The organism is Burkholderia sp. Ac-20344, assembly GCF_017104975.1.
Lineage (GTDB): Bacteria > Pseudomonadota > Gammaproteobacteria > Burkholderiales > Burkholderiaceae > Burkholderia.
In genome coordinates this window covers 37,502-61,710 of record NZ_JAAGPP010000032.1, presented here as the reverse complement: position 1 = coordinate 61,710, position 24,209 = coordinate 37,502, and the positions used below count along the sequence as shown (strand labels likewise).

The 24,209-nt window shown below is 66.0% G+C and carries 23 protein-coding genes; 15 read left to right on the top strand and 8 right to left on the bottom strand.

Annotation, left to right across the window (positions count from 1 at the left end; genetic code table 11):
- Positions 1-554: 554 nt before the first annotated feature.
- A complete protein-coding gene (locus G3N64_RS13195) occupies positions 555-1,331 on the bottom strand; it encodes an enoyl-CoA hydratase (protein ID WP_174974560.1) in 777 nt (258 codons plus the stop codon).
- Between the two features lie 129 nt (positions 1,332-1,460).
- Here G3N64_RS13195 and paaN point away from each other — a divergent pair, with 129 nt between their 5' ends.
- The 5 genes from paaN (at position 1,461) to paaK (ending at position 7,085) form a co-directional block, all read left to right on the top strand.
- Entirely contained in the window at positions 1,461-3,167 is a 1,707-nt protein-coding gene (gene paaN / locus G3N64_RS13190; RefSeq protein ID WP_205784355.1) for a phenylacetic acid degradation protein PaaN, read from the top strand.
- A gap of 87 nt (positions 3,168-3,254) precedes the next feature.
- Positions 3,255-4,457: a 3-oxoadipyl-CoA thiolase gene (gene pcaF, locus G3N64_RS13185; RefSeq protein WP_205784354.1), complete on the top strand. Its 1,203-nt coding sequence runs from the start codon at positions 3,255-3,257 to the stop codon at positions 4,455-4,457.
- 45 nt (positions 4,458-4,502) lie between these two features.
- Positions 4,503-5,294, top strand: a complete 792-nt coding sequence (gene paaG / locus G3N64_RS13180; RefSeq protein ID WP_205784353.1) for a 2-(1,2-epoxy-1,2-dihydrophenyl)acetyl-CoA isomerase PaaG — start codon at positions 4,503-4,505, stop codon at positions 5,292-5,294.
- Position 5,295: 1 nt separating this feature from the next.
- Complete coding sequence (paaI, locus tag G3N64_RS13175; RefSeq protein WP_205784352.1) at positions 5,296-5,748, top strand: hydroxyphenylacetyl-CoA thioesterase PaaI; 453 nt, start codon at positions 5,296-5,298, stop codon at positions 5,746-5,748.
- A gap of 38 nt (positions 5,749-5,786) precedes the next feature.
- Positions 5,787-7,085, top strand: coding sequence for a phenylacetate--CoA ligase PaaK (gene paaK, locus G3N64_RS13170; RefSeq protein ID WP_205784351.1), 1,299 nt, complete (start codon positions 5,787-5,789; stop codon positions 7,083-7,085).
- 256 nt (positions 7,086-7,341) lie between these two features.
- Here paaK and G3N64_RS13165 read toward each other — a convergent pair whose 3' ends face one another.
- On the bottom strand, positions 7,342-8,466 hold the full coding sequence (locus G3N64_RS13165; protein ID WP_241020933.1) for an MltA domain-containing protein: 1,125 nt from the start codon (positions 8,464-8,466) through the stop codon (positions 7,342-7,344).
- 28 nt (positions 8,467-8,494) lie between these two features.
- Between G3N64_RS13165 and G3N64_RS39720 the strand changes: the two genes are divergently transcribed.
- Complete coding sequence (locus G3N64_RS39720; protein WP_014898203.1) at positions 8,495-8,638, top strand: hypothetical protein; 144 nt, start codon at positions 8,495-8,497, stop codon at positions 8,636-8,638.
- 14 nt (positions 8,639-8,652) lie between these two features.
- Here the strand turns inward: G3N64_RS39720 and apaG are convergent, their stop codons facing one another.
- On the bottom strand, positions 8,653-9,027 hold the full coding sequence (apaG, locus tag G3N64_RS13160; RefSeq protein ID WP_122944377.1) for a Co2+/Mg2+ efflux protein ApaG: 375 nt from the start codon (positions 9,025-9,027) through the stop codon (positions 8,653-8,655).
- A 177-nt stretch (positions 9,028-9,204) separates the two neighbouring features.
- Between apaG and rpe the strand changes: the two genes are divergently transcribed.
- The 8 genes from rpe (at position 9,205) to G3N64_RS13120 (ending at position 16,519) form a co-directional block, all read left to right on the top strand.
- Positions 9,205-9,891, top strand: coding sequence for a ribulose-phosphate 3-epimerase (gene rpe / locus G3N64_RS13155; protein ID WP_011883156.1), 687 nt, complete (start codon positions 9,205-9,207; stop codon positions 9,889-9,891).
- 4 nt (positions 9,892-9,895) lie between these two features.
- A complete protein-coding gene (locus G3N64_RS13150; RefSeq protein ID WP_205784349.1) occupies positions 9,896-10,660 on the top strand; it encodes a phosphoglycolate phosphatase in 765 nt (254 codons plus the stop codon).
- Between the two features lie 357 nt (positions 10,661-11,017).
- Positions 11,018-12,511 (top strand): anthranilate synthase component I, encoded by a 1,494-nt coding sequence (gene trpE, locus G3N64_RS13145; RefSeq protein WP_205784348.1) that lies wholly within the window; start codon positions 11,018-11,020, stop codon positions 12,509-12,511.
- Positions 12,512-12,524: 13 nt separating this feature from the next.
- Positions 12,525-13,115 carry an aminodeoxychorismate/anthranilate synthase component II gene (locus G3N64_RS13140; protein WP_205784347.1) on the top strand — a complete coding sequence of 197 codons (591 nt, stop codon included), beginning with the start codon at positions 12,525-12,527 and terminating at the stop codon, positions 13,113-13,115.
- Positions 13,116-13,128: 13 nt separating this feature from the next.
- Positions 13,129-14,160 carry an anthranilate phosphoribosyltransferase gene (gene trpD, locus G3N64_RS13135; RefSeq protein WP_205784346.1) on the top strand — a complete coding sequence of 344 codons (1,032 nt, stop codon included), beginning with the start codon at positions 13,129-13,131 and terminating at the stop codon, positions 14,158-14,160.
- A 29-nt stretch (positions 14,161-14,189) separates the two neighbouring features.
- On the top strand, positions 14,190-14,975 hold the full coding sequence (trpC, locus tag G3N64_RS13130; RefSeq protein ID WP_205784345.1) for an indole-3-glycerol phosphate synthase TrpC: 786 nt from the start codon (positions 14,190-14,192) through the stop codon (positions 14,973-14,975).
- Positions 14,975-15,601 (top strand): CYTH domain-containing protein, encoded by a 627-nt coding sequence (locus G3N64_RS13125; protein WP_205784344.1) that lies wholly within the window; start codon positions 14,975-14,977, stop codon positions 15,599-15,601. The genes trpC and G3N64_RS13125 overlap by 1 nt, the downstream gene beginning before the upstream one ends.
- 12 nt (positions 15,602-15,613) lie before the next feature.
- Positions 15,614-16,519, top strand: a complete 906-nt coding sequence (locus G3N64_RS13120; RefSeq protein WP_205784343.1) for a uracil-DNA glycosylase — start codon at positions 15,614-15,616, stop codon at positions 16,517-16,519.
- A 113-nt stretch (positions 16,520-16,632) separates the two neighbouring features.
- Here G3N64_RS13120 and G3N64_RS13115 read toward each other — a convergent pair whose 3' ends face one another.
- From G3N64_RS13115 to G3N64_RS13100, 4 genes are all read right to left on the bottom strand, one after another.
- Entirely contained in the window at positions 16,633-17,229 is a 597-nt protein-coding gene (locus G3N64_RS13115) for an NAD(P)H-dependent oxidoreductase (protein ID WP_205784342.1), read from the bottom strand.
- A gap of 147 nt (positions 17,230-17,376) precedes the next feature.
- Complete coding sequence (locus G3N64_RS13110) at positions 17,377-19,176, bottom strand: PDZ domain-containing protein (RefSeq protein WP_205784341.1); 1,800 nt, start codon at positions 19,174-19,176, stop codon at positions 17,377-17,379.
- A gap of 103 nt (positions 19,177-19,279) precedes the next feature.
- Positions 19,280-20,008, bottom strand: coding sequence for a DsbC family protein (locus tag G3N64_RS13105; protein WP_205784340.1), 729 nt, complete (start codon positions 20,006-20,008; stop codon positions 19,280-19,282).
- 90 nt (positions 20,009-20,098) lie between these two features.
- The gene (locus tag G3N64_RS13100) at positions 20,099-21,277 is read right to left on the bottom strand and encodes a UbiH/UbiF family hydroxylase (RefSeq protein WP_089424390.1); all 1,179 of its coding nucleotides are present in this window, start codon (positions 21,275-21,277) and stop codon (positions 20,099-20,101) included.
- A 246-nt stretch (positions 21,278-21,523) separates the two neighbouring features.
- On the opposite strand from G3N64_RS13100, the gene ychF reads away from it, so the two are divergent.
- A complete protein-coding gene (gene ychF, locus G3N64_RS13095) occupies positions 21,524-22,618 on the top strand; it encodes a redox-regulated ATPase YchF (protein ID WP_205784339.1) in 1,095 nt (364 codons plus the stop codon).
- Positions 22,619-22,757: 139 nt separating this feature from the next.
- Here the strand turns inward: ychF and gabP are convergent, their stop codons facing one another.
- Positions 22,758-24,149 (bottom strand): GABA permease, encoded by a 1,392-nt coding sequence (gene gabP, locus G3N64_RS13090; protein WP_205784338.1) that lies wholly within the window; start codon positions 24,147-24,149, stop codon positions 22,758-22,760.
- Positions 24,150-24,209 lie beyond the last annotated feature (60 nt).

Sequence of the window (24,209 nt, the reverse complement as noted above, 5' to 3'; positions counted from 1 at the left end):
TTTTCGGTTCGGTTAAGAACCGGTCGCTCACTCAAAGCTGACAGGAATATGAATCACTTCATAAACCTGACTTACTTTAGTGTGAGACTCTTGATACTTTCGCTATCTGATCCGAGGATCAGCTCGCTTCCATCAAGCGCCCACACTTATCGGCTGTTAATTTTTAAAGAGCATTCTGCGAGGAACTTCGCGGCTCCCGGCAGCGCTGCGTTTTCAGCAGCAGAGAAGCGAGATTATGAACCGTGTTTCGCAGCTCGTCAACAACTTTTTAACACTGCATCGTTGCGACTGCGGGGCTCAACTTCCAGGCCAGTTGCGCGCGCCACACTGCCGCACACCACCGACCCTGCTTCCCCTTCCGCGCCGCGTTTCCGTTAGCGCGAAAGAGGCGTGATTCTAAGCATCCGCCCCCATCCGCGCAAGCCCCTTGGTGAAAATATTTTGAAAAAGCCCCCGTGCGCTGCCGCGCACGGGGGCTTGGGGCTCGGCGGCACGTGCAATCACACCGACAACCGATACCGACCAGCCTCCGGCCGCCTACCCAGGCACACCGATCAGCGATGTTTGAACACCGGCTTCCGTTTTTCAACGAATGCCGCCATCCCCTCCTTCTGGTCCTCGGTCGCGAACAGCGAATGGAACAGCCGACGCTCGAAGTGGACACCTTCGGCCAGCGTCGTCTCGTACGCACGGTTCACCGACTCCTTCACCATCATGACCGCCGGCAACGAAAACTCGGCGATCGTCGTCGCGGCGGCAATCGCCTCGTCGAGCAGCGTGTCGGCCGGCAGCACGCGCGACACGAGCCCCGCGCGCTCCGCTTCGGCAGCATCCATGAAGCGGGCCGTCAGGCACATGTCCATCGCCTTCGCCTTCGACACCGCGCGCGGCAGACGCTGCGTACCGCCCGCACCGGGCATGACGCCCAGCTTGATCTCCGGCTGGCCGAACTTGGCCGTGTCCGCCGCGAAGATGATGTCGCACATCATGGCCAGCTCGCAGCCACCGCCCAGCGCAAAGCCCGAAACCGCCGCAATGATCGGCTTGCGGATCTCGCGGACCGTCTCCCAGTTGCGCGTGATGTAGTCGCCCCGGTAGACATCCATATAGGAGTAGGTCGCCATCATGCCGATGTCCGCGCCGGCAGCGAATGCCTTCTCGCTCCCGGTCACGACGATCGCACCGATGCCGTCGTCCGCATCGAACGCCTTCAGCGCGTCACCCAGTTCATCCATCAGCGCATCGTTCAGCGCATTCAGCGCCTTCGGACGGTTCAGCGTAACCAGCCCGACGCGCCCCCGGGTCTCCACCAGGATGTTCTCGTAAGCCATCTATTTCTCCTCGATCAATGAAATGAGAAACGCCTCGCACATGCGAATAGTTTGATGCTACCATTCTCCGACCAACCGGTCGGTTAATTAATCGATCCAACCCCTCTCAATGTCCATCAGGCTGCCGCCATGACCCATGCACTGTTCACGAAGCACGAAGACACGCTGAAGCACGCACTCGCCGCCATCGAGAGCCGCGGGTACTGGAGCCCGTTCGCCGAAATGCCGAGCCCCAAAGTGTACGGGGAAAGCGCGAACGCAGATGGCGAGGCCGCGTTCAAGTCGCACCTCGACAAGACGTTCGCGCTCGACCAGCCGGCGTCCGGGGCAGCGGTCGGCGCAGAGCGGTCGCCGTACGGCATTGCACTGGGCATCCGGTATCCGAAGTCGACGCCCGACGAATTGATCGCCGCCGCTGCCGCCGCGCAACGCTCGTGGCGCGAAGCCGGCCCGAGCGCCTGGATCGGCGTCAGCCTCGAAATCCTCGCGCGCCTGAATCGCGCAAGCTTCGAAATCGCCTACAGCGTGATGCACACCACGGGGCAGGCATTCATGATGGCGTTCCAGGCCGGCGGCCCGCACGCGCAAGATCGAGCGCTCGAGGCAGTCGCCTATGCATGGGACGAACTGCGCCGCATCCCGACCGATGCGCACTGGGAAAAGCCGCAAGGCAAGAACCCGCCGCTCGCGATGCACAAGCACTACACGATCGTCCCGCGCGGCACCGGGCTCGTGCTCGGCTGCTGCACGTTCCCGACCTGGAACGGCTACCCGGGCCTGTTCGCCGATCTGGCAACCGGCAACACCGTGATCGTCAAACCGCATCCTGGCGCGATCCTGCCCCTCGCGATCACCGTCCGGATCGCTCGCGACGTGCTGCGCGAAGCCGGTTTCGACCCGAACGTCGTCACGCTCCTTGCGACCGAACCCAACGACGGTGCACTCGTTCAGGATCTCGCGCTGCGCCCCGAGATCAAGCTGATCGACTTCACGGGCAGCACGCAAAACGGCACGTGGCTCGAACGCCATGCCCACCAGGCACAGGTCTATACCGAGAAGGCCGGTGTCAACCAGATCGTGATCGACTCGACCGACGACCTGAAGGCCGCTGCCAAGAACATCGCGTTTTCGCTGGCGCTGTACTCCGGCCAGATGTGCACGGCACCGCAGAACATCTACGTGCCGCGCGACGGCATCCGCACGGCGGACGGCCATGCGAGCTTCGACGAGGTCGCACAAGCAATCGCCGTTGCCGTGCAAAAACTGACCGGCGACCCGGCACGCTCGGTCGAACTGATCGGCGCAATCCAGAACGAAGGCGTGACCGCACGCATCGACGACGCCCGCCAGCTCGGCCGCGTGCTCGCCGACAGCCTTACCCTCCAGCACCCTGCGTTTCCCGATGCCCGCGTGCGCACGCCGCTCGTGCTGCAACTCGACGTGGCCGATCGCGAGAAATTCACGCAGGAGTGGTTCGGCCCGATCTCGTTCGTGATCGCGACTGACTCGACCGCACAATCGCTCGATCTCGCCGGGGAAATCGCGGCGGAACATGGCGCGCTGACGCTCTCCGTCTATAGCATCGACGATGCAATCGTCGATGCAGCCCACGACACGGCGGTGCGCGGTGGTGTCGCGCTGTCGATCAACCTGACGGGCGGCGTGTTCGTGAACCAGTCGGCAGCGTTCTCGGATTTCCACGGCACGGGCGCGAACCCAGCGGCCAACGCGGCGCTGGCCGACCCGGCGTTCGTCGCCAACCGGTTCCGCGTGGTGCAGAGCCGCGTCCATGTTGCGCCGAAAGCGGCACCCTCGGAAGCCGGCCAACCGGCATAACCCGAATGGTCGACGTGCAAACGCCGCCACGTTCTCTACCATGAACGAATCCGCCACCCGGCGGGTTCGTTGCTTATTGATACGCCCATGACAGACGCCTATATCTGCGACGCGATTCGCACCCCCATCGGCCGCTACGGCGGCGCCCTGAAAGATGTCCGCGCCGACGACCTCGGTGCGGTACCGCTCAAGGCGCTCATCGAGCGCAACCGCGACGTCGACTGGGCGGCAATCGACGACGTGATCTACGGCTGCGCGAACCAGGCCGGCGAGGACAACCGCAACGTCGCACGCATGTCGGCGCTGCTCGCGGGCCTGCCGACCGACGTGCCCGGCACGACGCTGAACCGCCTGTGCGGCTCCGGGATGGACGCGGTCGGCACGGCTGCGCGCGCGATCAAGGCGGGCGAGGCGCGCCTGATGATCGCAGGCGGCGTCGAGAGCATGACGCGCGCGCCGTTCGTAATGGGCAAGGCCGCGAGCGCGTTCGCGCGCCAGGCCGACATATTCGACACGACGATCGGCTGGCGCTTCATAAATCCGCTGATGAAACAGCTGTACGGCGTCGATTCGATGCCGGAGACGGCCGAGAACGTCGCGGTCGACTACAACATCAGCCGCACCGACCAGGACCTGTTCGCGCTGCGCAGCCAGCAGAAGGCCGCGCGGGCGCAGCAGGACGGCACGCTCGCCGAAGAAATCGTCGCGGTCACGATTCCGCAGAAGAAGGGCGATCCGGTGGTCGTGTCGCGCGACGAGCATCCGCGCGAGACATCGCTCGAAACGCTCGCGAAGCTGAAGGGCGTTGTGCGCCCGGACAGCTCGGTGACAGCCGGCAACGCATCGGGCGTCAACGACGGTGCGTGCGCGCTGCTGCTCGCCAATGCCCAGGCAGCCGACCAGTACGGCCTGCGCCGCCGCGCACGCGTGATCGGCATGGCGACAGCCGGCGTCGCACCGCGCGTGATGGGCATCGGACCCGCACCGGCCACGCAGAAACTGCTGCGCCAGCTCGGCATGACCATCGACCAGTTCGACGTGATCGAACTGAACGAGGCGTTCGCATCGCAAGGTCTCACGGTGCTGCGCATGCTCGGCGTCGCCGACGACGATCCGCGCGTGAACCCGAACGGCGGCGCAATCGCACTGGGGCATCCGCTCGGCGCATCGGGCGCCCGGCTCGTGACCACGGCGCTCCACCAACTCGAGCGTACGGGCGGCCGCTTTGCGCTCTGTACGATGTGCATCGGCGTCGGCCAGGGTATCGCACTCGCGATCGAACGGGTGTAACCAACGCACCGCGCGCCTATAACGAAGTCATGAAGGAGATACTGCATGTCCTATCAGGCGATTCAGCTGGATATCGATCAGGCCTCGAACGTGGCCACGATTACCCTCAACCGCCCCGACAAGCTGAACAGCTTTACGCGGGCGATGCATCGCGAGCTGCAGTCGGCGCTCGATGATGTCGAGGCGGCCGGCGCGCGCGCGCTGATCCTGACAGGCGCGGGGCGCGGCTTCTGCGCGGGCCAGGACCTGGCCGACCTCGACTTCACGCCGGGCGCGTCCACCGACCTCGGCGCACTGATCGACGAGCACTTCAATCCGCTGATCCGCCGCCTGCAGCGTCTGCCGATTCCGGTGATCGCCGCCGTCAACGGCACGGCGGCCGGTGCCGGCGCGAATCTAGCGCTCGCATGCGACCTCGTGTTCGCCGCCCGCTCGAGCAGTTTCATCCAGGCCTTCGTCAAGATCGGGCTCGTACCCGATTCGGGCGGTACGTGGTTCCTGCCGCAACGCGTCGGCATGGCACGCGCGCTGGGGCTCGCGCTGACAGGCGACAAACTCGGTGCCGAACAGGCCGAGCAGTGGGGCTTGATCTGGCGCGCGGTCGACGACGACACCCTCGCTGCGTCAGCCCGCCAGCTCGCCACCCAGCTCGCGCAGCAGCCAACGCTCGCGATCGCATCGATCAAGCAATCGATGCGCGACAGCGTCACGAACACGCTCGACCAACAACTCGATGTGGAACGCGACCTGCAGCGCAAACTTGGCCAGTCGCACGACTACGCGGAAGGCGTGAAGGCATTCGTCGAGAAGCGCGCGCCGCGCTTCGAGGGGCGTTGACATGACGAACGCAACTGCCACGCTCGACCCCGATTCGCTCGCCCGCGCCACCGCGCGAGCCATGTACGACGCCGACGCATGCAGCCGCGCGTTCGGGATGGAAATCGCCGAAGTACGCGCCGGCTACGCGCGCCTGCAGATGCGCGTGCGGCCCGAATTCCTGAACGGGCATCAGACTTGCCATGGCGGGATCATCTTCACGCTGGCCGATTCGACGTTCGCGTTCGCGTGCAACTCGTACAACGTCAACGCAGTCGCGGCCGGCTGCTCGATCGAATTCCTGCGCCCCGTGCACGGCAACGACGTGCTGACGGCCGAGGCGATCGAACAGGCACGCGCCGGCCGCCAAGGCATCTACGACATCCGCGTCACGAACCAGACCGGCGAAACCGTCGCGATGTTTCGCGGCAAATCTGCCCAGATCAAGGGCACAGTCATCCCGGAAGACCGCTGACATCGACGGCCCGCACATAACAAACACTGGAGACATGCATGACTACCCCGCTACCGCTCGAGCCGATCGAGACCGCCTCACGCGACGAGCTGACCGCGCTGCAGCTCGAACGCCTCAAGTGGTCGCTCCGGCATGCGTATGACCACTCTCCCGTCTATCGTCGCAAGTTCGACGATGCGGGCGTCCACCCGGACAACCTGAAGACGCTCGCCGACCTTACGCGTTTCCCGTTCACGACGAAGAGCGACCTGCGCGACAGTTATCCGTTCGGGATGTTCGCGGTGCCGCAGGACCAGATCTCGCGCATTCATGCGTCGTCGGGCACGACCGGCAAGCCGACGGTCGTCGGCTATACGGCCGGCGACATCGACACTTGGGCGAATCTCGTCGCGCGCTCGATCCGCGCCGCCGGTGCGCGCCGCGGCGACAAGGTACACGTCAGCTACGGCTACGGCTTGTTCACGGGCGGGCTCGGCGCGCACTACGGCGCCGAACGCGCGGGGCTGACCGTGATCCCGTTCGGCGGCGGCCAGACCGAAAAGCAGGTGCAGCTGATCCAGGATTTCCGGCCCGACATCATCATGGTGACGCCGAGCTACATGCTGTCGATCGCCGACGAAATCGAGCGCCAGGGCCTCGATCCCGTGCAAAGTTCGCTGCGCATCGGCATCTTCGGCGCGGAGCCGTGGACCAACGACATGCGCGTCGCGATCGAGCAGCGGATGGGCATCGACGCGGTCGACATTTATGGGCTGTCCGAAGTGATGGGCCCCGGCGTCGCGTCCGAATGCGTCGAGACCAAGGATGGCCCGACCATCTGGGAAGACCACTTCTATCCGGAAATCATCGATCCTGAAACCGGTGAAGTGCTTCCGGACGGCGAACTCGGCGAGCTCGTGTTCACGTCGCTCACGAAAGAGGCGCTGCCGATTATCCGCTACCGGACCCGCGACCTCACGCGGTTGTTGCCCGGCACTGCCCGCACGATGCGGCGGATGGAGAAGATCACGGGTCGTTCGGACGACATGATGATCGTGCGCGGCGTCAACGTGTTCCCGACGCAAATCGAGGAGCAGTTGCTCAAGCAGCGCGCGCTCGCACCGCACTATCAGATCGTGCTGACGAAGGAAGGCCCGCTCGACGTGCTGACGCTCAACGTCGAGCCCTGTCCGGAAACCGCGCCGGATACGGCGGCGATCCATGCAGCAAAACAGGCGCTCGCGCACGACATCAAGTCGCTGATCGGTGTAACGGCCGTGATCGACGTGCTGCCCGTGAACGGGATCGAGCGCTCGGTCGGCAAGGCGCGACGCGTCGTCGACAAGCGCAAGGGCTGACGGCAGTCGCTGCTCATGCATGACGCGCGGTGAATCCGCGGCTGCAAATGAAACAGCCCGATCGGCCAACGCCGATCGGGCTGTTTCATTCAGGGACACCGTTGGGGCCCCCATCGACGCGACAGGCGCATCACGGAAACTTACACCGCACTAGCGCCTTTGCGATCAGAGCGACGCACCCCACGCACACCATCGCGCCCACGAATGCCGCGCCTGATGCATCGGCGGCGCCCCGCGCAACCCGCGCCGCCTCACATCACGAATTCGGGAACAGCAACCACATCCGGCCGACCTGCTTCATTCGCCCGGCCTGATCGCCCGCGTCGTCGCCGAGCCCCCAGAAATAGTCGGCCCGCACGCCGCCCTTGATCGCGGAGCCCGTATCCTGCGCGAACACGAGCCGGTTCATCGGCGTATTCGTCAGCGGGCGCGTCGTCTGCAGGAACACAGGCGTGCCGAGCGGGATCGACGATGGATCGACGGCGATCGAACGCTCCGGCGTCAGCGGCACGCCAAGCGCGCCGATCGGGCCGTCCGCGCCGCCGTGCGGTGCATCTTCCTTGGTCGGCATGTCGCGGAAGAACACGAACCGCGGGTTCGTGTCGAGCAACGCGTCGACGCGGGTCGGGTTCGCCTTCGCCCAGGCCTTGATGCCCTGCATCGTCGCCTGAGCGGGCGTCAGCTCGCCGCGATCGAGCAGCCACTTGCCGATCGAGCGGTACGGCTGGTTGTTGGTGCCGCCGAAGCCGACCCGCATCACCGAACCGTCGTCGAGCAGCACGCGCCCCGAGCCCTGCACCTGCAGGAAGAACGCTTCGATCGGGTCGTCGACCCACACGAGTTCGTTGCCGCTCAGGATGCCGGCGCGCTCGAGCTGCGCGCGTGCCGGCAGCGCGGCGCCCGCACGATAACCGGCCGGCCAGCGGTAGAGCGCGTACTGATATGGACCGCGACGCACGCGCGAACCATGCAGCAGCGGCTCGTAATAGCCGGTCACGAGCCCGTCGAGCGTACCGTCGGTGTTCGCGAGCTGGAACGGCGTGAAATACGTTTCGAAGAACGTCCGTGCACTGCTGACGTCAAGCTCGTCGAGCCGGTCGGCAGCCGCGCAAGCACGCTGCCAGGCCGGCTGGCGTGCGAGCCGCACGCAGTTCTGCCGCAGCGCGGCCGTCGCGCCGATCAGCGCATCGTCCTGCCAGCCCGGCACCTGCTGCCACGCGACCGGCGTGAGCCGCTTCGCGGCGACCTGACCCGGCACGATCGCCGCGCCGGTCGGCGGCTTCAACGACGAAGTTCGCGTCGGCGCGCCGCCGCACGCCGCAAGCAACGCCGCAGCCGCAGCGGCCGCAACCCACCCGGCCACCCGGGGCCCAAACCACATACAATGTCCGTTCTTGATGGAAACCGCCATGTCAGATTTTCTCGACCAATATCCGATGCTCATCTTCGCGCTCGAAGCCTTCGTAGCGCTTGCCCTGCTGATCTTCATCGTCGTGTGGACGTCGTCGGGCAGGAAGAAGCACGCCCGCAACAACGACCGCCAGCCGCGCTGACGCGCTCCGCACGCTCAATGCAGCGTGCGCGGCATGTGCAGTGCGAACTCGTCGACCGGCGCCTCGAAGCGCTCGCCGTCTTCCGCCACGCAGAAGTACTCGCCACGCATCGTGCCGACCGGGGTCGCGATCACGGCCCAGCTCGTGTATTCGAAGTGCTCGCCCGGCTGCAGCAGCGGCTGGTGCCCGACGACGCCGAGCCCCTTCACTTCCTGCACGTGGTTCTCACTGTCCGTGATGATCCAGTGACGCGCGATCAGCTGCGCCGCGACCTGCCCCGTGTTGCGAATCGTCAGCGTGTACGCGAATGCGTATTGACGGCGATCGGGGTCGGATTGTTCCGGCAAGTAGCTGGTTTTCACCGAAACGGTGAACTGATACTGACTCATGGTGTTTCCGCTGGAAGATGACTGTCCGTGCCGGCATGGGCACAGGGCCGCGGGCGCGCCGCATTGGTTCGGCATTCTATGCGCAATCGGGCCTCAGCCGCACGGCCCGCCACCGCGCACCGGGTCGCCGGACGGTAGAATGACGGTTTTGCGCCGCAACGTCCCCGCTCCCCTGCCATGACCCAATTCCGCATCGCTCCCAGCATCCTGTCGGCCGATTTCGCTCGGCTCGGTGAAGAAGTCCGCAACGTGGTCGCCGCCGGCGCCGACTGGATCCACTTCGACGTGATGGACAACCATTATGTGCCGAATCTGACCATCGGCCCGCTCGTCTGCGAAGCGATCCGCCCGCACGTGCAGGTGCCGATCGACGTGCATCTGATGGTGCGCCCGGTCGACCGGATCGTGCCCGATTTCGCAAAGGCCGGTGCAAACCTGATCAGCTTCCACCCGGAAGGCTCCGATCACATCGACCGCACGCTGTCGCTGATCCGCGACCACGGCTGCAAGGCCGGCCTCGTGTTCAATCCGGCCACGCCGCTGAACTACCTCGACCACGTGATGGACCGCCTCGACTTCGTGCTGCTGATGTCGGTCAACCCGGGCTTCGGCGGCCAGTCGTTCATTCCGGAAACGCTGAACAAGCTGCGCGAAGCACGCGCACGCATCGACGCGTACACCGAGCGCACCGGCCGCGAGATCCTGCTCGAAGTCGACGGCGGCGTGAAGACCGACAACATCGCGGAAATCGCGGCGGCCGGCGCCGACACCTTCGTCGCGGGTTCGGCGATCTTCGGCAAGCCCGACTACCGCAAGGTGATCGACGAGATGCGCGCCGCGCTCGCCACCGTCGAGCGGAGCTGACGCCGTGGCCGAATCGTCGCTCGCCGGCCATGCGCCGGCCGGGGCCGCAACGGACGCCGCCCCGATCCGCTTCGCCACGCCGCGCATCGACGCGGCGCTGATCGATCTCGACGGCACGATGGTCGATACGGCCGACGATTTCACGGCCGGCCTGAACGGGATGCTCGCGCAGCTCGGCGCGCCGGCCACGTCGCGCGACGAGGTGATCGGCTACGTCGGCAAGGGCTCCGAACACCTGATCCAGAGCGTGCTGAAGCCGCGCTTCCCGGCCGACGAAGCGCACGCGCGCTTCGACGACGCGCTGGCGATCTATCAGACCGAATACGCGAAGATCAACGGCCGCCACACGCGCCTCTATCCGGACATGGCCGCCGGCCTCGACGCGCTGCGCGCGGCCGGCATCCGGCTCGCGTGCGTGACGAACAAGCCGCACCGCTTCGCGGTCGAGCTGCTCGAGCAGTACGGGCTGGCCGATAGCTTCGGCATCGTGCTCGGCGGCGACAGCGTCGCGCGCAAGAAGCCCGATCCGCTGCCGATGCTGACGGCCTGCAACGCGCTCGGCGTCGCACCGGATGCCGCGGTCGCGATCGGCGACTCGGAAAACGATGCGCTGGCGGGCCGCGCGGCCGGGATGGCGACGCTGACGGTGCCGTACGGCTACAACCACGGCAAAGCTATACAAACGATAAATTCGGATGGTATAGTCGATTCGTTGCTGGTCGCAGCTCGCGCGATCACCGCGCACAACGCCGGCCGGCCAACCCTCTGATCATTTCTTCCATCTGCATGTTTCTGAATAAAAAACGGAGTCTGAGCAGCATCGACCGGGGAGCCTGGCCCTGGCGTCGCTGGTCGCGCTAACCTCTTCGATGAGGTACGCTGAAGCACGTCTTCAGCGCCGTTTTTTATCTCGCTGCGCATCCGCGCGCCGATCGTCGCACCACCTCGAGTTCTACCGCGTCCGAACGCTTGCGTTCAGGCTCGGCCGCAGGCTCGCGACGTTCACGCCCGGATTGCCGGCCGGCAACAGGCACTTCTCGATCGACCGCCCTTTCGCCGACGGCAACCCGCGCAGCGTCAAGTGATCCCTGGCGCACGCGCCGCTCGTCCCGAACAGGACCGGAACATGACCGAACTCGAATTTCAATCGCTCGCGAACGAAGGCTACAACCGCATCCCGCTGATCGCGGAAGCCCTCGCCGATCTCGAAACGCCGCTGTCCCTCTACCTGAAGCTGGCCCAGCCCGAACGCTCGGGCGCCAACTCGTTCCTGCTCGAATCGGTGGTTGGCGGCGAACGCTTCGGCCGCTATTCGTTCATCGGCCTGCCCGCCCGTACGCTCGTGCGTACCCGCAACGGCGTGTCGGACGTCGTGCGCGACGGCCAGGTCGTCGAGACGCATGACGGCGACCCGTTCCAGTTCATCGAATCGTTCCAGGCCCGCTTCAAGGTGGCGCAGCGCCCGGGCCTGCCGCGCTTCTGCGGCGGTCTCGCCGGCTACTTCGGCTACGACGCGGTGCGCTACATCGAGAAGAAGCTCGCGAACACCGCGCCGCGCGACGATCTCGGCCTGCCCGACATCCAGCTGCTGCTGACCGAGGAAGTCGCAGTGATCGACAACCTCGCCGGCAAGCTGTATCTGATCATCTACGCGGACCCGAGCCAGGCCGAAGCCTATACGAAGGCGAAACAGCGCCTGCGCGAACTGAAGCAGCGCCTGCGCACGACCGTGCAGCCGCCCGTCACGTCGGCAAGCGTGCGCACCGAGACGTTCCGCGAGTTCAAGAAGGACGATTATCTGGCCGCCGTGCGCCAGGCGAAGGAATACATCGCGGCCGGCGAGCTGATGCAGATCCAGGTCGGCCAGCGCCTGACGAAACCATACCGCGACAATCCGTTGTCGCTGTATCGCGCGCTGCGTTCGCTGAACCCGTCGCCGTACATGTACTACTACAACTTCGGCGATTTCCACGTGGTCGGCGCATCGCCGGAAATCCTCGTGCGCCAGGAAAAGCGCGGCGAAGACCAGATCGTCACGATTCGCCCGCTCGCCGGCACGCGCCCGCGCGGCAACACGCCCGAGCGCGATGCGGAACTCGCGACCGAACTGCTCAACGATCCGAAGGAGATCGCCGAGCACGTGATGCTGATCGACCTCGCGCGCAACGACGTCGGCCGCATCGCGGAAATCGGCTCGGTGCAGGTGACCGACAAGATGGTCATCGAGAAATACTCGCACGTGCAGCACATCGTCAGCTCGGTCGAAGGCAAGCTGAAGCCCGGCATGACGAACTACGACGTGCTGCGCGCGACGTTCCCGGCCGGCACGCTGTCCGGCGCGCCGAAGGTACGTGCGATGGAACTGATCGACGAACTCGAGCCGGTCAAGCGCGGGCTGTACGGCGGCGCCGTCGGCTACCTGTCGTTCTCGGGCGAGATGGACCTCGCGATCGCGATCCGCACGGGCCTGATCCACAACGGCAACCTATATGTGCAAGCGGCGGCCGGCGTCGTCGCGGATTCGGTACCCGAATCCGAATGGCAAGAGACCGAGAACAAGGCGCGCGCGGTGCTGCGTGCGGCCGAACAGGTCCAGGACGGCCTCGATAGCGACTTCTGACCGGAGACTGACCATGCTGCTCATGATCGACAACTACGACTCGTTTACCTACAACCTGGTCCAGTACTTCGGTGAACTCGGCGAGGACGTACACACCTACCGCAACGACGAAATCACGCTCGACGGGATCGCGCGGCTGAATCCCGATGCGATCTGCCTGTCGCCCGGCCCGAGCAACCCGCAGCATGCGGGCATCACGCTCGACGTGCTGAAGGAATTCGCGGGCAAGAAGCCGATCCTCGGCGTCTGCCTCGGCCATCAGGCGATCGGCGAGGCGTTCGGCGGCCGCGTCGTGCGCGCGAAAACCATCATGCACGGCAAGGTGAGCAAGATCGAAACCGACTGCCGCGGCGTGTTCGCCGACCTGCCGAAGCACTTCGACGTCACGCGCTATCACTCGCTCGCGATCGAGCGCGAATCGCTGCCCGACTGCCTCGAGGTGTCCGCCTGGACCGACGACGGCGAAATCATGGGCGTGCGCCACAAGACGCTGCCGGTCGAAGGCGTGCAGTTCCACCCGGAATCGATCCTGTCCGAGCATGGCCATGCGCTGCTCGAGAATTTCCTGAAACAGGCCCGCGCCGCGGCCGCGCAAGCCGCCTGACGGGAGCCTCACGATGACGATTACCCCGCAGGAAGCGCTGCAGCGCACGATCGAACACCGCGAGATCTTCCACGACGAGATGCTGCATCTGATGCGGCTCATCATGCGCGGCGACATGTCGCCCGTGATGGCGGCCGCGATCATCACCGGGCTGCGCGTGAAGAAGGAGACGATCGGCGAGATCGCCGCCGCCGCGACCGTGATGCGCGAATTTGCGAACCACGTCGAGGTGCAGGACAACTCGAACTTCGTCGACATCGTCGGCACCGGCGGCGACGGCTCGCACACGTTCAACATCTCGACCGCGTCGATGTTCGTCACGGCCGCGGCCGGCGCGAAAGTCGCGAAGCACGGCAACCGCGGCGTGTCGAGCAAGTCCGGCAGCGCCGACGTGCTCGAGGCGCTCGGCGTGAACATCGACCTGCAATCCGACCAGGTTGCCGCGTCGATCGCCGAAACGGGCATGGGCTTCATGTTCGCGCCGAACCACCACCCGGCGATGAAGAACATCGCAGCCGTGCGCCGCGAGCTCGGCGTACGCACGATCTTCAACATCCTCGGCCCGCTGACCAATCCGGCAGGCGCACCGAACCAGCTGATGGGCGTGTTCCACGCCGACCTGGTCGGCATCCAGGTGCGCGTGATGCAGCGTCTCGGCGCGCAGCACGTGCTCGTCGTGTACGGAAAGGACGGGATGGACGAGGTATCGCTCGGCGCAGCGACGCTCGTCGGCGAACTGCGCGACGGCAAGGTGCAGGAATACGAGATCCACCCGGAAGACTTCGGCCTGCAGATGGTGTCGAACCGCACGCTGAAGGTGGAAAATGCCGACGAATCGCGCACGATGCTGCTCGGCGCGCTGGACAACCAGCCGGGCGTCGCGCGCGAGATCGTGACGCTGAACGCGGGCACCGCGCTCTATGCGGCGAACATCGCCGAATCGATCGCGGACGGCATCCAGCTCGCCCGCGAAGCGATCGCGAGCGGCAAGGCCCGCGCGAAGGTCGACGAACTCGTGCGCTTCACGCAGCAGTTCAAACGCTGACTCCCCTTACGAATCAAGCAGGAATCCACATGAGCGACATTCTCGACCGAATCATCGCCGTCAAGCGCGAAGAAGTCGCGGCAGCCATGCGCAGCGCGCCGCTCGAGGCACTGAAACTGGAAGCATCCGCGCGCGACCTGCGCGACTTCGTCGGCGCACTGCGCGTGAAGCATATGGCCGGCGACGCGGCCGTGATTTCCGAAATCAAGAAGGCGAGCCCGTCGAAGGGCGTGCTGCGCGAGCATTTCGTGCCGGCCGACATCGCGCGTTCGTATGCAGCGCACGGCGCTGCGTGCCTGTCGGTGCTGACCGACGAGCAGTTCTTCCAGGGCAGCGTCCGCTATCTCGAGGAAGCGCGCGCGGCCTGCACGCTGCCGGTGCTGCGCAAGGACTTCATCGTCGACGCGTACCAGATCATGGAAGCGCGCGCGATGGGCGCCGACGCGATCCTGCTGATCGCCGCCGCGCTCGACACGCCGCTGATGCAGGATCTCGAAGCGTATGCGCACTCGCTCGGCCTCGCGGTGCTGGTCGAAGTGCACGACCGCAACGAGATGGAACAGGCGCTGACGCTCAAGACGCCGCTGCTCGGCGTCAACAACCGCAACCTGCGCACATTCGAGACGTCGATCCAGACCACGCTCGACATGCTCGACATGATTCCCGCGGATCGCATCGTCGTGACCGAATCGGGCATCCTGTCGCGCACCGACGTCGACACGATGCGCGCGGCGAACGTGAACACGTTCCTCGTCGGCGAAGCGTTCATGCGCGCCGACCAGCCGGGCGAGGAACTCGCACGGATGTTCTTCTGATGGCGATCGAAAAGGAAATCAAGCTCGCGCTGCCGGCCGGCCAGGCCGAGGCCGCGCGACGCTTCTTCGAGACGCTGACCGGCGAACCCGGTCACGACATCACGCTCGCGAACGTCTATTACGACACGCCCGATCTCGCGCTGGCCCGCTCGAAGAGCGCGGTACGCGTGCGCCACGCGCCGCACGGCTGGCTGCAGACGTTCAAGACGGTCGGCAACGCGGAAGGCGGCCTGCATCGCCGCCACGAATGGGAACTGCCGGTCGCCGGCGACGCGCTCGAGATCGATGCGCTCGTCGCGGCCTGCGACGTGCCGGAAGCCGCCGCCGCGCTCAATGACGCGGCCGGCACGTTGTCGGCGCTGTTCCGCACGGATTTTTCGCGTACGCTGTGGCGCATCGCAATCGGCGGCGCAACCGTCGAAGCCGCGGTGGACCTCGGCGAGATCGTCGTCCAGGCGGAACGCGAAACGCGCCGCGAACCGATCAGCGAAATCGAACTCGAACTGATCGACGGCCCGGAAGCGGCGCTCGCAACGCTCGCCGCCGAACTGCAGCAGGTGCTGCCGGGCCTCGCTCCCGAAAACATCAGCAAGGCGCAGCGCGGCTACCGGCTGCGCGCGCAATAACACGCATCACGCATGGCAACCCGCAAGACTTCCCGCGCGCCGCAACAGGCGTCGCTGTTCGACGATCCCGTGCCGGAAACGGCGCCGGCCGATATTCCGTCCCCGGCACCCGAAGCGCCCGCAGCCGGACGCAAACCCGCGAAGAAAACTGCTGCGCCGTCTCCGGTCGTCGCAGCAACGCCGCCCGTTACCGCCAACGTTCCGCACCTCGCCGCGCAATTCGACGCGCTGCCGACGGTCTGGCGCGACGTGCTGAAACCCTTTACCGACAGCGACGCGTACGCGCCGCTGTGCCGCTTCGTCGATGACGAGCGTGCGGCCGGCAAGGCGGTCTATCCGACCGACGTGTTCCGCGCGCTGCGCCTGACAAGCCCGGACGACGTAAAAGTCGTGATCCTCGGCCAGGATCCTTACCACGGCGACGATCGCGGCACGCCGCAGGCGCACGGGCTCGCGTTCTCGGTGCCGCCGGCCGTGCGCACGCCGCCGTCGCTGCGCAACATCTTCAAGGAAATCGCCGCGAACTTCGGTCATGACACGCCGCGCCACGGCTGCCTCGACACCTGGGCGCGCCAGGGCGTGCTGCTGCTCAACACGGTGCTGACGGTGGAGCGTGGTGCAGCCGCGAGCCATGCGAAGCGCGGCTGGGAACAGTGCACGGACACGCTGATCCGCGAACTCGCCGGCCGCCATCGCGGGCTCGTCTTCATGCTGTGGGGCGCACACGCGCAGGCGAAGCGCGCACTGTTCGACGCAAGCGCGCACTGCGTGCTCGAAGCGCCGCATCCGTCGCCGCTGTCCGCGCACCGCGGTTTCCTCGGCTGCCGCCATTTTGCGCTCGCGAACGACTATCTGGTCGATGCCGGTCGCGAACCGATCGACTGGCGCCTGCCGGAAGTGGCCGAAACGCTCGCTTGACGGCCGCGCCGGCGATTCTTTCGCCAGCCGGCATGCAAAAACGCCGCGTCCCGAAAGGGGCGCGGCGTTTTTTTATCGGACGATGCAGCGGGTGCAGCGCACCCGCATCGACCTTACGCAGCAGCGATCGCTTCGCGAGCGCTGGCGAGCGCGGCGCTCTGCGCATCCGGCCCGAGGTTCAGGCCTTCCGCGAAGATGAAGCTCACGTCGGTCATGCCGACGAAGCCGAGGAACGTGCGCAGGTACGGGGTCTGGCTGTCGTTCGGCGTACCGGCGTACTTGCCGCCACGGGCCGTCACCACGTAAACCTTCTTGCCCTTGATCAGGCCTTCCGGACCGTTCTCGGTGTAGCGGAACGTGACGCCTGCACGTGCGATCCAGTCGAAGTACGTCTTCAGTTGCGACGAGATGCCGAAGTTGTACATCGGTGCGCCGATCACGATGATGTCGGCGGCTTGCAGTTCGGCGATCAATGCATCGCTCTTCGCGACGATCGCATTCTGTTCCGCGGTGCGCTGGTCGGCCGGCGTGAAGAACGCGCCGAGCACCGATTCGTCGAGGTGCGGCAGCGCATCGGCCAGGAGGTCACGAACCACGACCTTCGCGCCGGGGTTCGATTGTTGCAGCTTTGCCGTCAGTTCGTTGGCCAGCAGCGTGGATTGCGCACCTTGCGAACGTGCCGCGGAATTGATTTGCAGAATGGTCGTCATGTCAGGCTCCAGTAGGATTGCGCTTCGGTAGCGCGAGTGACGCCATTGTGCGTGGCCACATTACCGCGAAAAAGCGGGTTCAGGGCGACGGATCGTTGCAACAGCGAAACAATCCCCGATCGCGCCCCGATACCCGCTTCAGTATGTTCAACCCTTCAGCCAGGCTTCCCGGGCCTTCGAGACCGCTGCCGGCTTTGCGGCCGCAGTCAGCCGGTAGCGCGTGACTTCCGGGCCGTCGAGCTTCAGTTTCGCGGTGCGCAGTTCATCGCGGCGGAATGCGTGAACCTCGACCTTGTCGCCCGGCCGGTAGCGCGCGAGCAGTGCGTCGAGGTTGGTGCCCGTGACGCGCAGCCCGTCGACTGCGATCAGCGTGTCGCCAGCCGACAGCCCCGCGCGATGTGCGGCGCCGCCTTCGTAGACGGCCGCGAACGTGCAGTCCGCGCCGCCGCGCAGGCGCGCGCCGATCGTCGGCTTCGCGGCCGCGCCGTTCGCGACATCGGGCGCGAGCGTCACGCCGAACGGTGCGAGCAAATCGGCGAGCGGCAGATCGCGCGTACCGTGCACGGCATCGGCGAACAGGCGCCCGAGCGCGACGCCCGTCGCCTCTTCGATCAGCGCCTCGACTTCGTTTTCCTCGACGCCCGCCTGCTTGCCGCGGTAGAAGTCGCGGCCGTAGCGTTGCCACAGCAGGCGCATCACGTCGTCGAGCGACTTCTTGTTGCGCGTCTGCGCGCGGATCGCGAGATCGAAGGCGAGCGCGACGAGCGAACCCTTCGTGTAGTAGCTGACGATCGCGTTGGTCGCGTTCTCGTCCTGGCGGTAGTACTTGATCCACGCGTCGAACGAGCTCTCCGCGACGCTCTGCTTGAGCCGGCCCGTGCCGCGCAGCACGCCGCCGACCGTACGGCCGAGCGCCGCGAAATATTCGTCCTGCGACATCAGTCCGCTGCGCACGAGCATCAGGTCGTCGTAATACGACGTGAAGCCTTCGAACAGCCACAGCAGCGACGTGTAGTTTTCCTTCGTCAGGTCGTACGGCACGAACGCCGCCGGCTTGATGCGCTTCACGTTCCACGTGTGGAAGTATTCGTGGCTGCAGAGACCGAGATACGTGCGATAGCCTTCCGTCGTGTCGGGCCGCCCCTTCACCGGCAGGTCGGTGCGGTTGCAGATCAGCGCGGTCGACGCGCGATGCTCGAGGCCGCCGTAGCCGTCGCTGACCGCCAGCGTCATGAACACGTAGCGGTCCATCGGCGCTTTCTTCGATTTCGGCTCGAACAGCGCGATCTGCGCTTCGCACACGCGCTTCAGGTCGGTGCGCAGGCGCTCCATGTCGAGCTGTGTCACACGCCCCGCGATCACGATGTCGTGCGGCACGCCGTGCGCGTCGAACGTCGCAAGCGCGAATTCGCCGATCGTCACCGGATGGTCGGAGAGCTCGTCGTAGTTCGACGCGCGGTACGCGCCGAATCCGTAGCGCTTCGTGCCGCGCGCCTCGGGCAGCGCGGTGCCGACGCGCCACGCGCGGAACGCCGCGCCGGCCGGCTTCGCGATGTCGACTTCACACGGCGCGTTCTCGCGGCCGGCGACGCTCAGGAACACGGCCGTCGCGTTGAAGAAGCCGCCCGATTCGTCGAGATACGCGGAGCGCACCGACAGGTCCCACGCATACACGTCGTAGCGCAGCGTCAACGCGCCGTTCACGGGTGCGGCCTGCCACGTGTGCTTGTCGGTCTTCGCGATCCGCACCTTGCGGCCCGCGTCGTTGAATGCACCGAGCGTCACGATGTTGCGCGCGAACTCGCGCACGAGGTAGCTGCCCGGAATCCACACCGGCAACGAAAAGCGCTGGCCTTCGGGGTCGGGATCGGCGACCGTCACCGACACTTCGAACAGGTGCGCGGCAAGATCTTTCGGGACAATCGAATAGTGGATCGGCTGGGTCATCGTGGCAATCGGTCGGTCAAATACGGCGGCGGAAACGAAGAGAGGCGCCGGCAGATGCGGGCGCCCCTCGCTGGCCAGGCCATACGGCCCGGCGTGTAGTCGGTTACTTGCTCGAGGCGAGCGCCTGGTTGAGCTGGTCGGCCGACACGGCGCCCGGCAGGCGGCGGCCGTCCGGCAGGAAGATCGTCGGCGTGCCCGTCACGTTCATCCCGCGGCCGAGCGCGAGGTTCTTGTCGAGCGCGGTGGTATCGCAAGTGCCGGCACCGGACGGTGCGCGATGGTCGAGCATCCAGCTCTGCCACGTTTTCGCGCGGTCGGTCGCACACCAGATCGCCTTCGACTTCGCGGTCGAATCCGGCGACAGCACCGGGTACAGGAACGTGTAGACGGTCACGTTGTCGACCGACTGCAGCGTCGTCTCGAGCTTCTTGCAGTACGGGCAGTTCGGGTCGGAGAACACCGCGATCTTGCGAGCGCCGTTGCCCTTGACAACCTTGATCGCATTCGCGAACGGCAGGCTCGCGAAGTCGATCTTGTTGATTTCGGACAGGCGTGCGTCGGTCAGGTTCTTGTGCGTCTTGGCGTCGACGAGATCGCCGAGCAGCACGTAGTCGCCCGCCGCATCGCTATAGATGATCTGCGAGCCGAGGTTCACTTCGTAAAGGCCCGCGACCGGCGATTTCGACACGCTCTTGATCGGCGCGTCGTTGCCGAGGCGGGTCTGCAGCGTGGCTTTCAGCTTGTCGGTGGTCTGGTCGGCCTGCGCGGTGCAGCCAAGCGTCGCCATCGTGACGGCCAGCGCCAGCGACGCGATGCGGATCGTTTTTTTCATCGAAATCTTCCTTCAGCTCAATCGGAGTGCACGGCACAGTGTACGCCGTAACGGAACCGTGTCCGACCGGCGAAGCGGCCGAAGGTTCGATCAGCCGAGCGCGGCCGACACGAGCCAGCGCTTCACGAGCGGCTGCGCGCCGACGAAGGCCATGCCCGCGTTGCGCACGGCCTTCGCGAGCGACCCCGGCACCGCGAACAGCCGCTGCAGCCCGTCGGTCGCGACCATCAGCGCGCGGATGTCCTCGCGGCGCGAACGCTCGTAGCGGCGCAGCAGCACCGTATCGCCGAGGTTGCGGAAGCTTTCCTTGCCCGCGATTGCATCGGCCAGCGCCGCGACGTCGCGCAGCCCGAGGTTCATCCCCTGCCCCGCGAGCGGGTGGATCAGGTGTGCGGCATCGCCGACGAGCGCGACGCGCGGCGCGATCAGCTTGTCGACCGTCTGCAGTGCCAGCGGGAAGCCGGCGGCCGGCGTCACGCAGTCGAGCGTGCCGACCTGGCCGTGAGACACGCGCTCGACTTCGGCCGCGAGCTGCGCCGGATCGAGCGCGAGCAATTCGTCCGCATGCGCGGTGTGCGCAGACCAGACGAGCGACACATGGCCGTCCGGCAGCGGCAGCAGCGCGACGATCTCGCCTTCGTGGAACCACTGGTAGGCCGTCTCGCGGTGCGGCAGCGACGCTTTGAAATTCGCGACGACGCCCGTCTGCCGATAGTCGCGTCGTTCGACTTTGGCCCCCATTTGCGAGCGCACCCACGAATGCGCGCCATCGGCGCCGACGACGAGATCGGCTTCCAGCACCTGCCCGGACGACAGCGTGAGCACGGCCGCGTCGTCGCGCACGTCGAAGCCCTGCGCGCGCGCATCGAACCACGTGAGGTTCGGCTGGAACCGCAGCGCGGCGTCGAGCGACGCCTCGACCAGCGACGATTCGGCGATCCACGCGAGCTGGGGCACGGAGGCCTGGTACGCGGAGAAATGCAGTTCCGCGTGCGCATCGCCGTACACGCGCATGTCGTAGACCGGGGCGAGCCGGCTGTGATCGAGCGCCTGCCAGACCCGCAGTCGCTCAAGCAGCGCCTGCGAACTGGAGGACAGCGCGTAGACGCGCGTGTCGAATGCGAGATCGGCGGGACGCGGCGTGGCCGGCTGGGCGAGCAAGGCAGTCTTGTAGCCGGACTGGGTCAGCGCGAGCGCGGCCGTCTTGCCGACGAGCCCGCCGCCGACCACGGCGACGTCGAAGGTGTGGTGGGCAGTCATGGCGGGCATTATAGCCGCGGGGCCAAACCCTTACGCGGCCGGACTTTGCGGGAAATCAGCAGAATCGCAGGCCGATGCGGCGGCGCGGCGGCCCGTCGCATCGGCCGTTCGGCGCCAGCCCGGAAACCGGGGCGTCGGCACGGTACAATAGCGCCTTTGACCGTCGGCCCGCCGCGCCCCAAGCGCCGGCCGCCCTTTTTTCCCGCGCCGCCGTGCCCTGTCCGGCCGCGCCGCCTTACCCGTCCGAAGGATTCCATGAGTCTCAAATGCGGCATCGTCGGCTTGCCCAACGTCGGCAAGTCCACTCTGTTCAATGCGCTGACCAAGGCCGGCATCGCCGCCGAGAACTACCCGTTCTGCACGATCGAGCCGAACGTCGGTATCGTCGAAGTGCCCGATACGCGCCTGAAGGCACTCTCCGAGATCATCAAGCCGGAGCGTGTCGTGCCGGCCGTCGTCGAATTCGTCGACATCGCGGGCCTCGTCGCTGGCGCGAGCAAGGGTGAAGGCCTCGGCAACCAGTTCCTCGCGAACATCCGCGAAACCGATGCGATCACGCACGTCGTGCGCTGCTTCGAAGACGACAACGTCATTCACGTCGCCGGCAAGGTCAGCCCGATCGACGACATCGAAGTAATCAACACCGAACTCGCGCTCGCCGACCTCGGCACGGTCGAGAAGGCGCTCACGCGCTATTCGAAGGCTGCGAAGTCGGGCAACGACAAGGAAGCGGCGAAGCTCGTCGCGGTGCTCGAGAAGGTGCGCGCGCAGCTCGACCAGGGCAAGGCCGTGCGCGGCCTCGCGCTGTCGGACGACGAAGAGGCGCTGCTCAAGCCGTTCTGCCTGATCACCGCGAAGCCGGCGATGTACGTGGCCAACGTGAAGGACGATGGTTTCGAGAACAACCCGCACCTCGACGCGGTCCGCAAGTACGCGGAAAGCGAGAACGCGCCGGTCGTGGCCGTGTGCGCGGCGATCGAGGCGGAAATCGCCGATCTCGACGATGCGGACAAGGAAGCGTTCCTCGCCGACATGGGCATGGAAGAGCCGGGCCTCGACCGCGTGATCCGCGCGGGCTTCAAGCTGCTCGGCCTGCAGACCTACTTCACCGCGGGCGTGAAGGAAGTGCGCGCGTGGACGATCCATATCGGCGACACGGCGCCGCAGGCGGCCGGCGTGATCCACACCGACTTCGAGCGTGGCTTCATCCGCGCGCAGACGATCGCGTTCGACGACTACGTCACGTACAAGGGCGAGCAAGGCGCGAAGGAAGCCGGCAAGATGCGCGCAGAAGGGAAGGAATATGTCGTGCACGACGGCGACGTGATGAACTTCCTGTTCAACGTTTGACACCTGCATCGGCCGATGCCGTGCGATACGCATGGCATCACGCAACGCGTGCTCCGGCACAAAAAATGGCCCGACCGGCATTCGCCGATCGGGCCATTTTTCATGAAGGGGCGTTCCCGCCCGCCGTCACTTCACGCGATCAGGTCGCCGACACGCGCCGCCCTTCACTCGCCTGCGCATCGCGGCCGCGCTTGTTCAGCCACGACGCCAGCAACACGATCAACGCCAGCACGGCCGTCGCGCCCACTTCCATCCGGTGATCCTCGCTCACGAACATCACGGTGAGCGTGCCGCAGATGAACAGGATCACGGCCCACGTCAGCCACGGGAACAGCCACATCCGCAGCGTCAGGTCCGCGCCGCTCGATTCGAGCGTCCTGCGCATCCGCAACTGCGAGATCGCGATCACGAGATACACGAGCAGCGCGATCGCGCCCGACGTCGCAAGCAGGAAGCCGAACACCTGTTCCGGCATCAGGTAGTTCGCGATCACGGTCAGGAAGCCGAACGCGGTCGACGCGAGCACGGCCGCGCGCGGCGTACCGGTCGAATCGGTGCGGTGCAGGAACGCGGGTGCATCCTTGCGCCTGGACAGCGAGAACAGCATCCGCGACGCGGTGTACAGCGCCGAATTCAGGCAGCTCGCAACCGACACGAGCACGATCACGTCGATGATCGCCTTCGCGTTCGGGATGCCGATCAGCTCCATCGCGCGCTGATACGAGCCGTGCTTCGGCAGCAGCGGGTCGTTCCACGGCACGATGGCCGCGACGACGAGGATCGAGCCGAGATAGAACAGCGTGATACGCCAGATCACCGAGTTGGTCGCGCGCACGATCTGGCGTTGCGGGTTGTCCGATTCGGCAGCCGCGATCGTCACGATCTCGGTACCGAGGAACGAGAACATCGTCGTCAGCATCGCCGCGAGCACCGCGCCGGCGCCGTGCGGCATGAAGCCGTCGTGCACGAACAGGTTCGACACGCCCGACACGGCCGGCGCCGGAATGATGCCGACGATCGCCGCACCGCCGATGCACAGGAACACGACGATCGCGACGACCTTGATCAGCGCGAACCAGAATTCGAATTCGCCGTAGTTCTTGACCGAGAAGAGGTTGGTCACAGTCAGCACCAGCGTGATGCCGAGCGCGAAGACCCAGGTCGCGACGCCGGGGAACCACGCATTGAGGATGGTCGCGGCGGCGGTCGCCTCGATCGGGATCACGAGCACCCAGAACCACCAGTACAGCCAGCCGATCGAGAAACCGGCCCAGTGGCCGATCGCGCGATCGGCATAGGTGGAGAACGAACCGCTGTCCGGATGCGCGACGGCCATCTCGCCGAGCATGCGCATCACCAGCACGACCAGCACACCCGCGATCGCATACGCGAGGATCGACGCCGGGCCGGCTTCCGCGATCGCGTGGCCGGAGCCGACGAACAGGCCCGCGCCGATCACGCCGGCAATCGACATCATCGTCACGTGCCGCTGCTTCAGGCCCGTACCGAGGCCCGTGTTGCTTCCACTCATCTGTCTCTCTCCAAAAAACGGTTCCGGTATGGCCGGGTAGCGCGTGAAGGCAGCACGAGG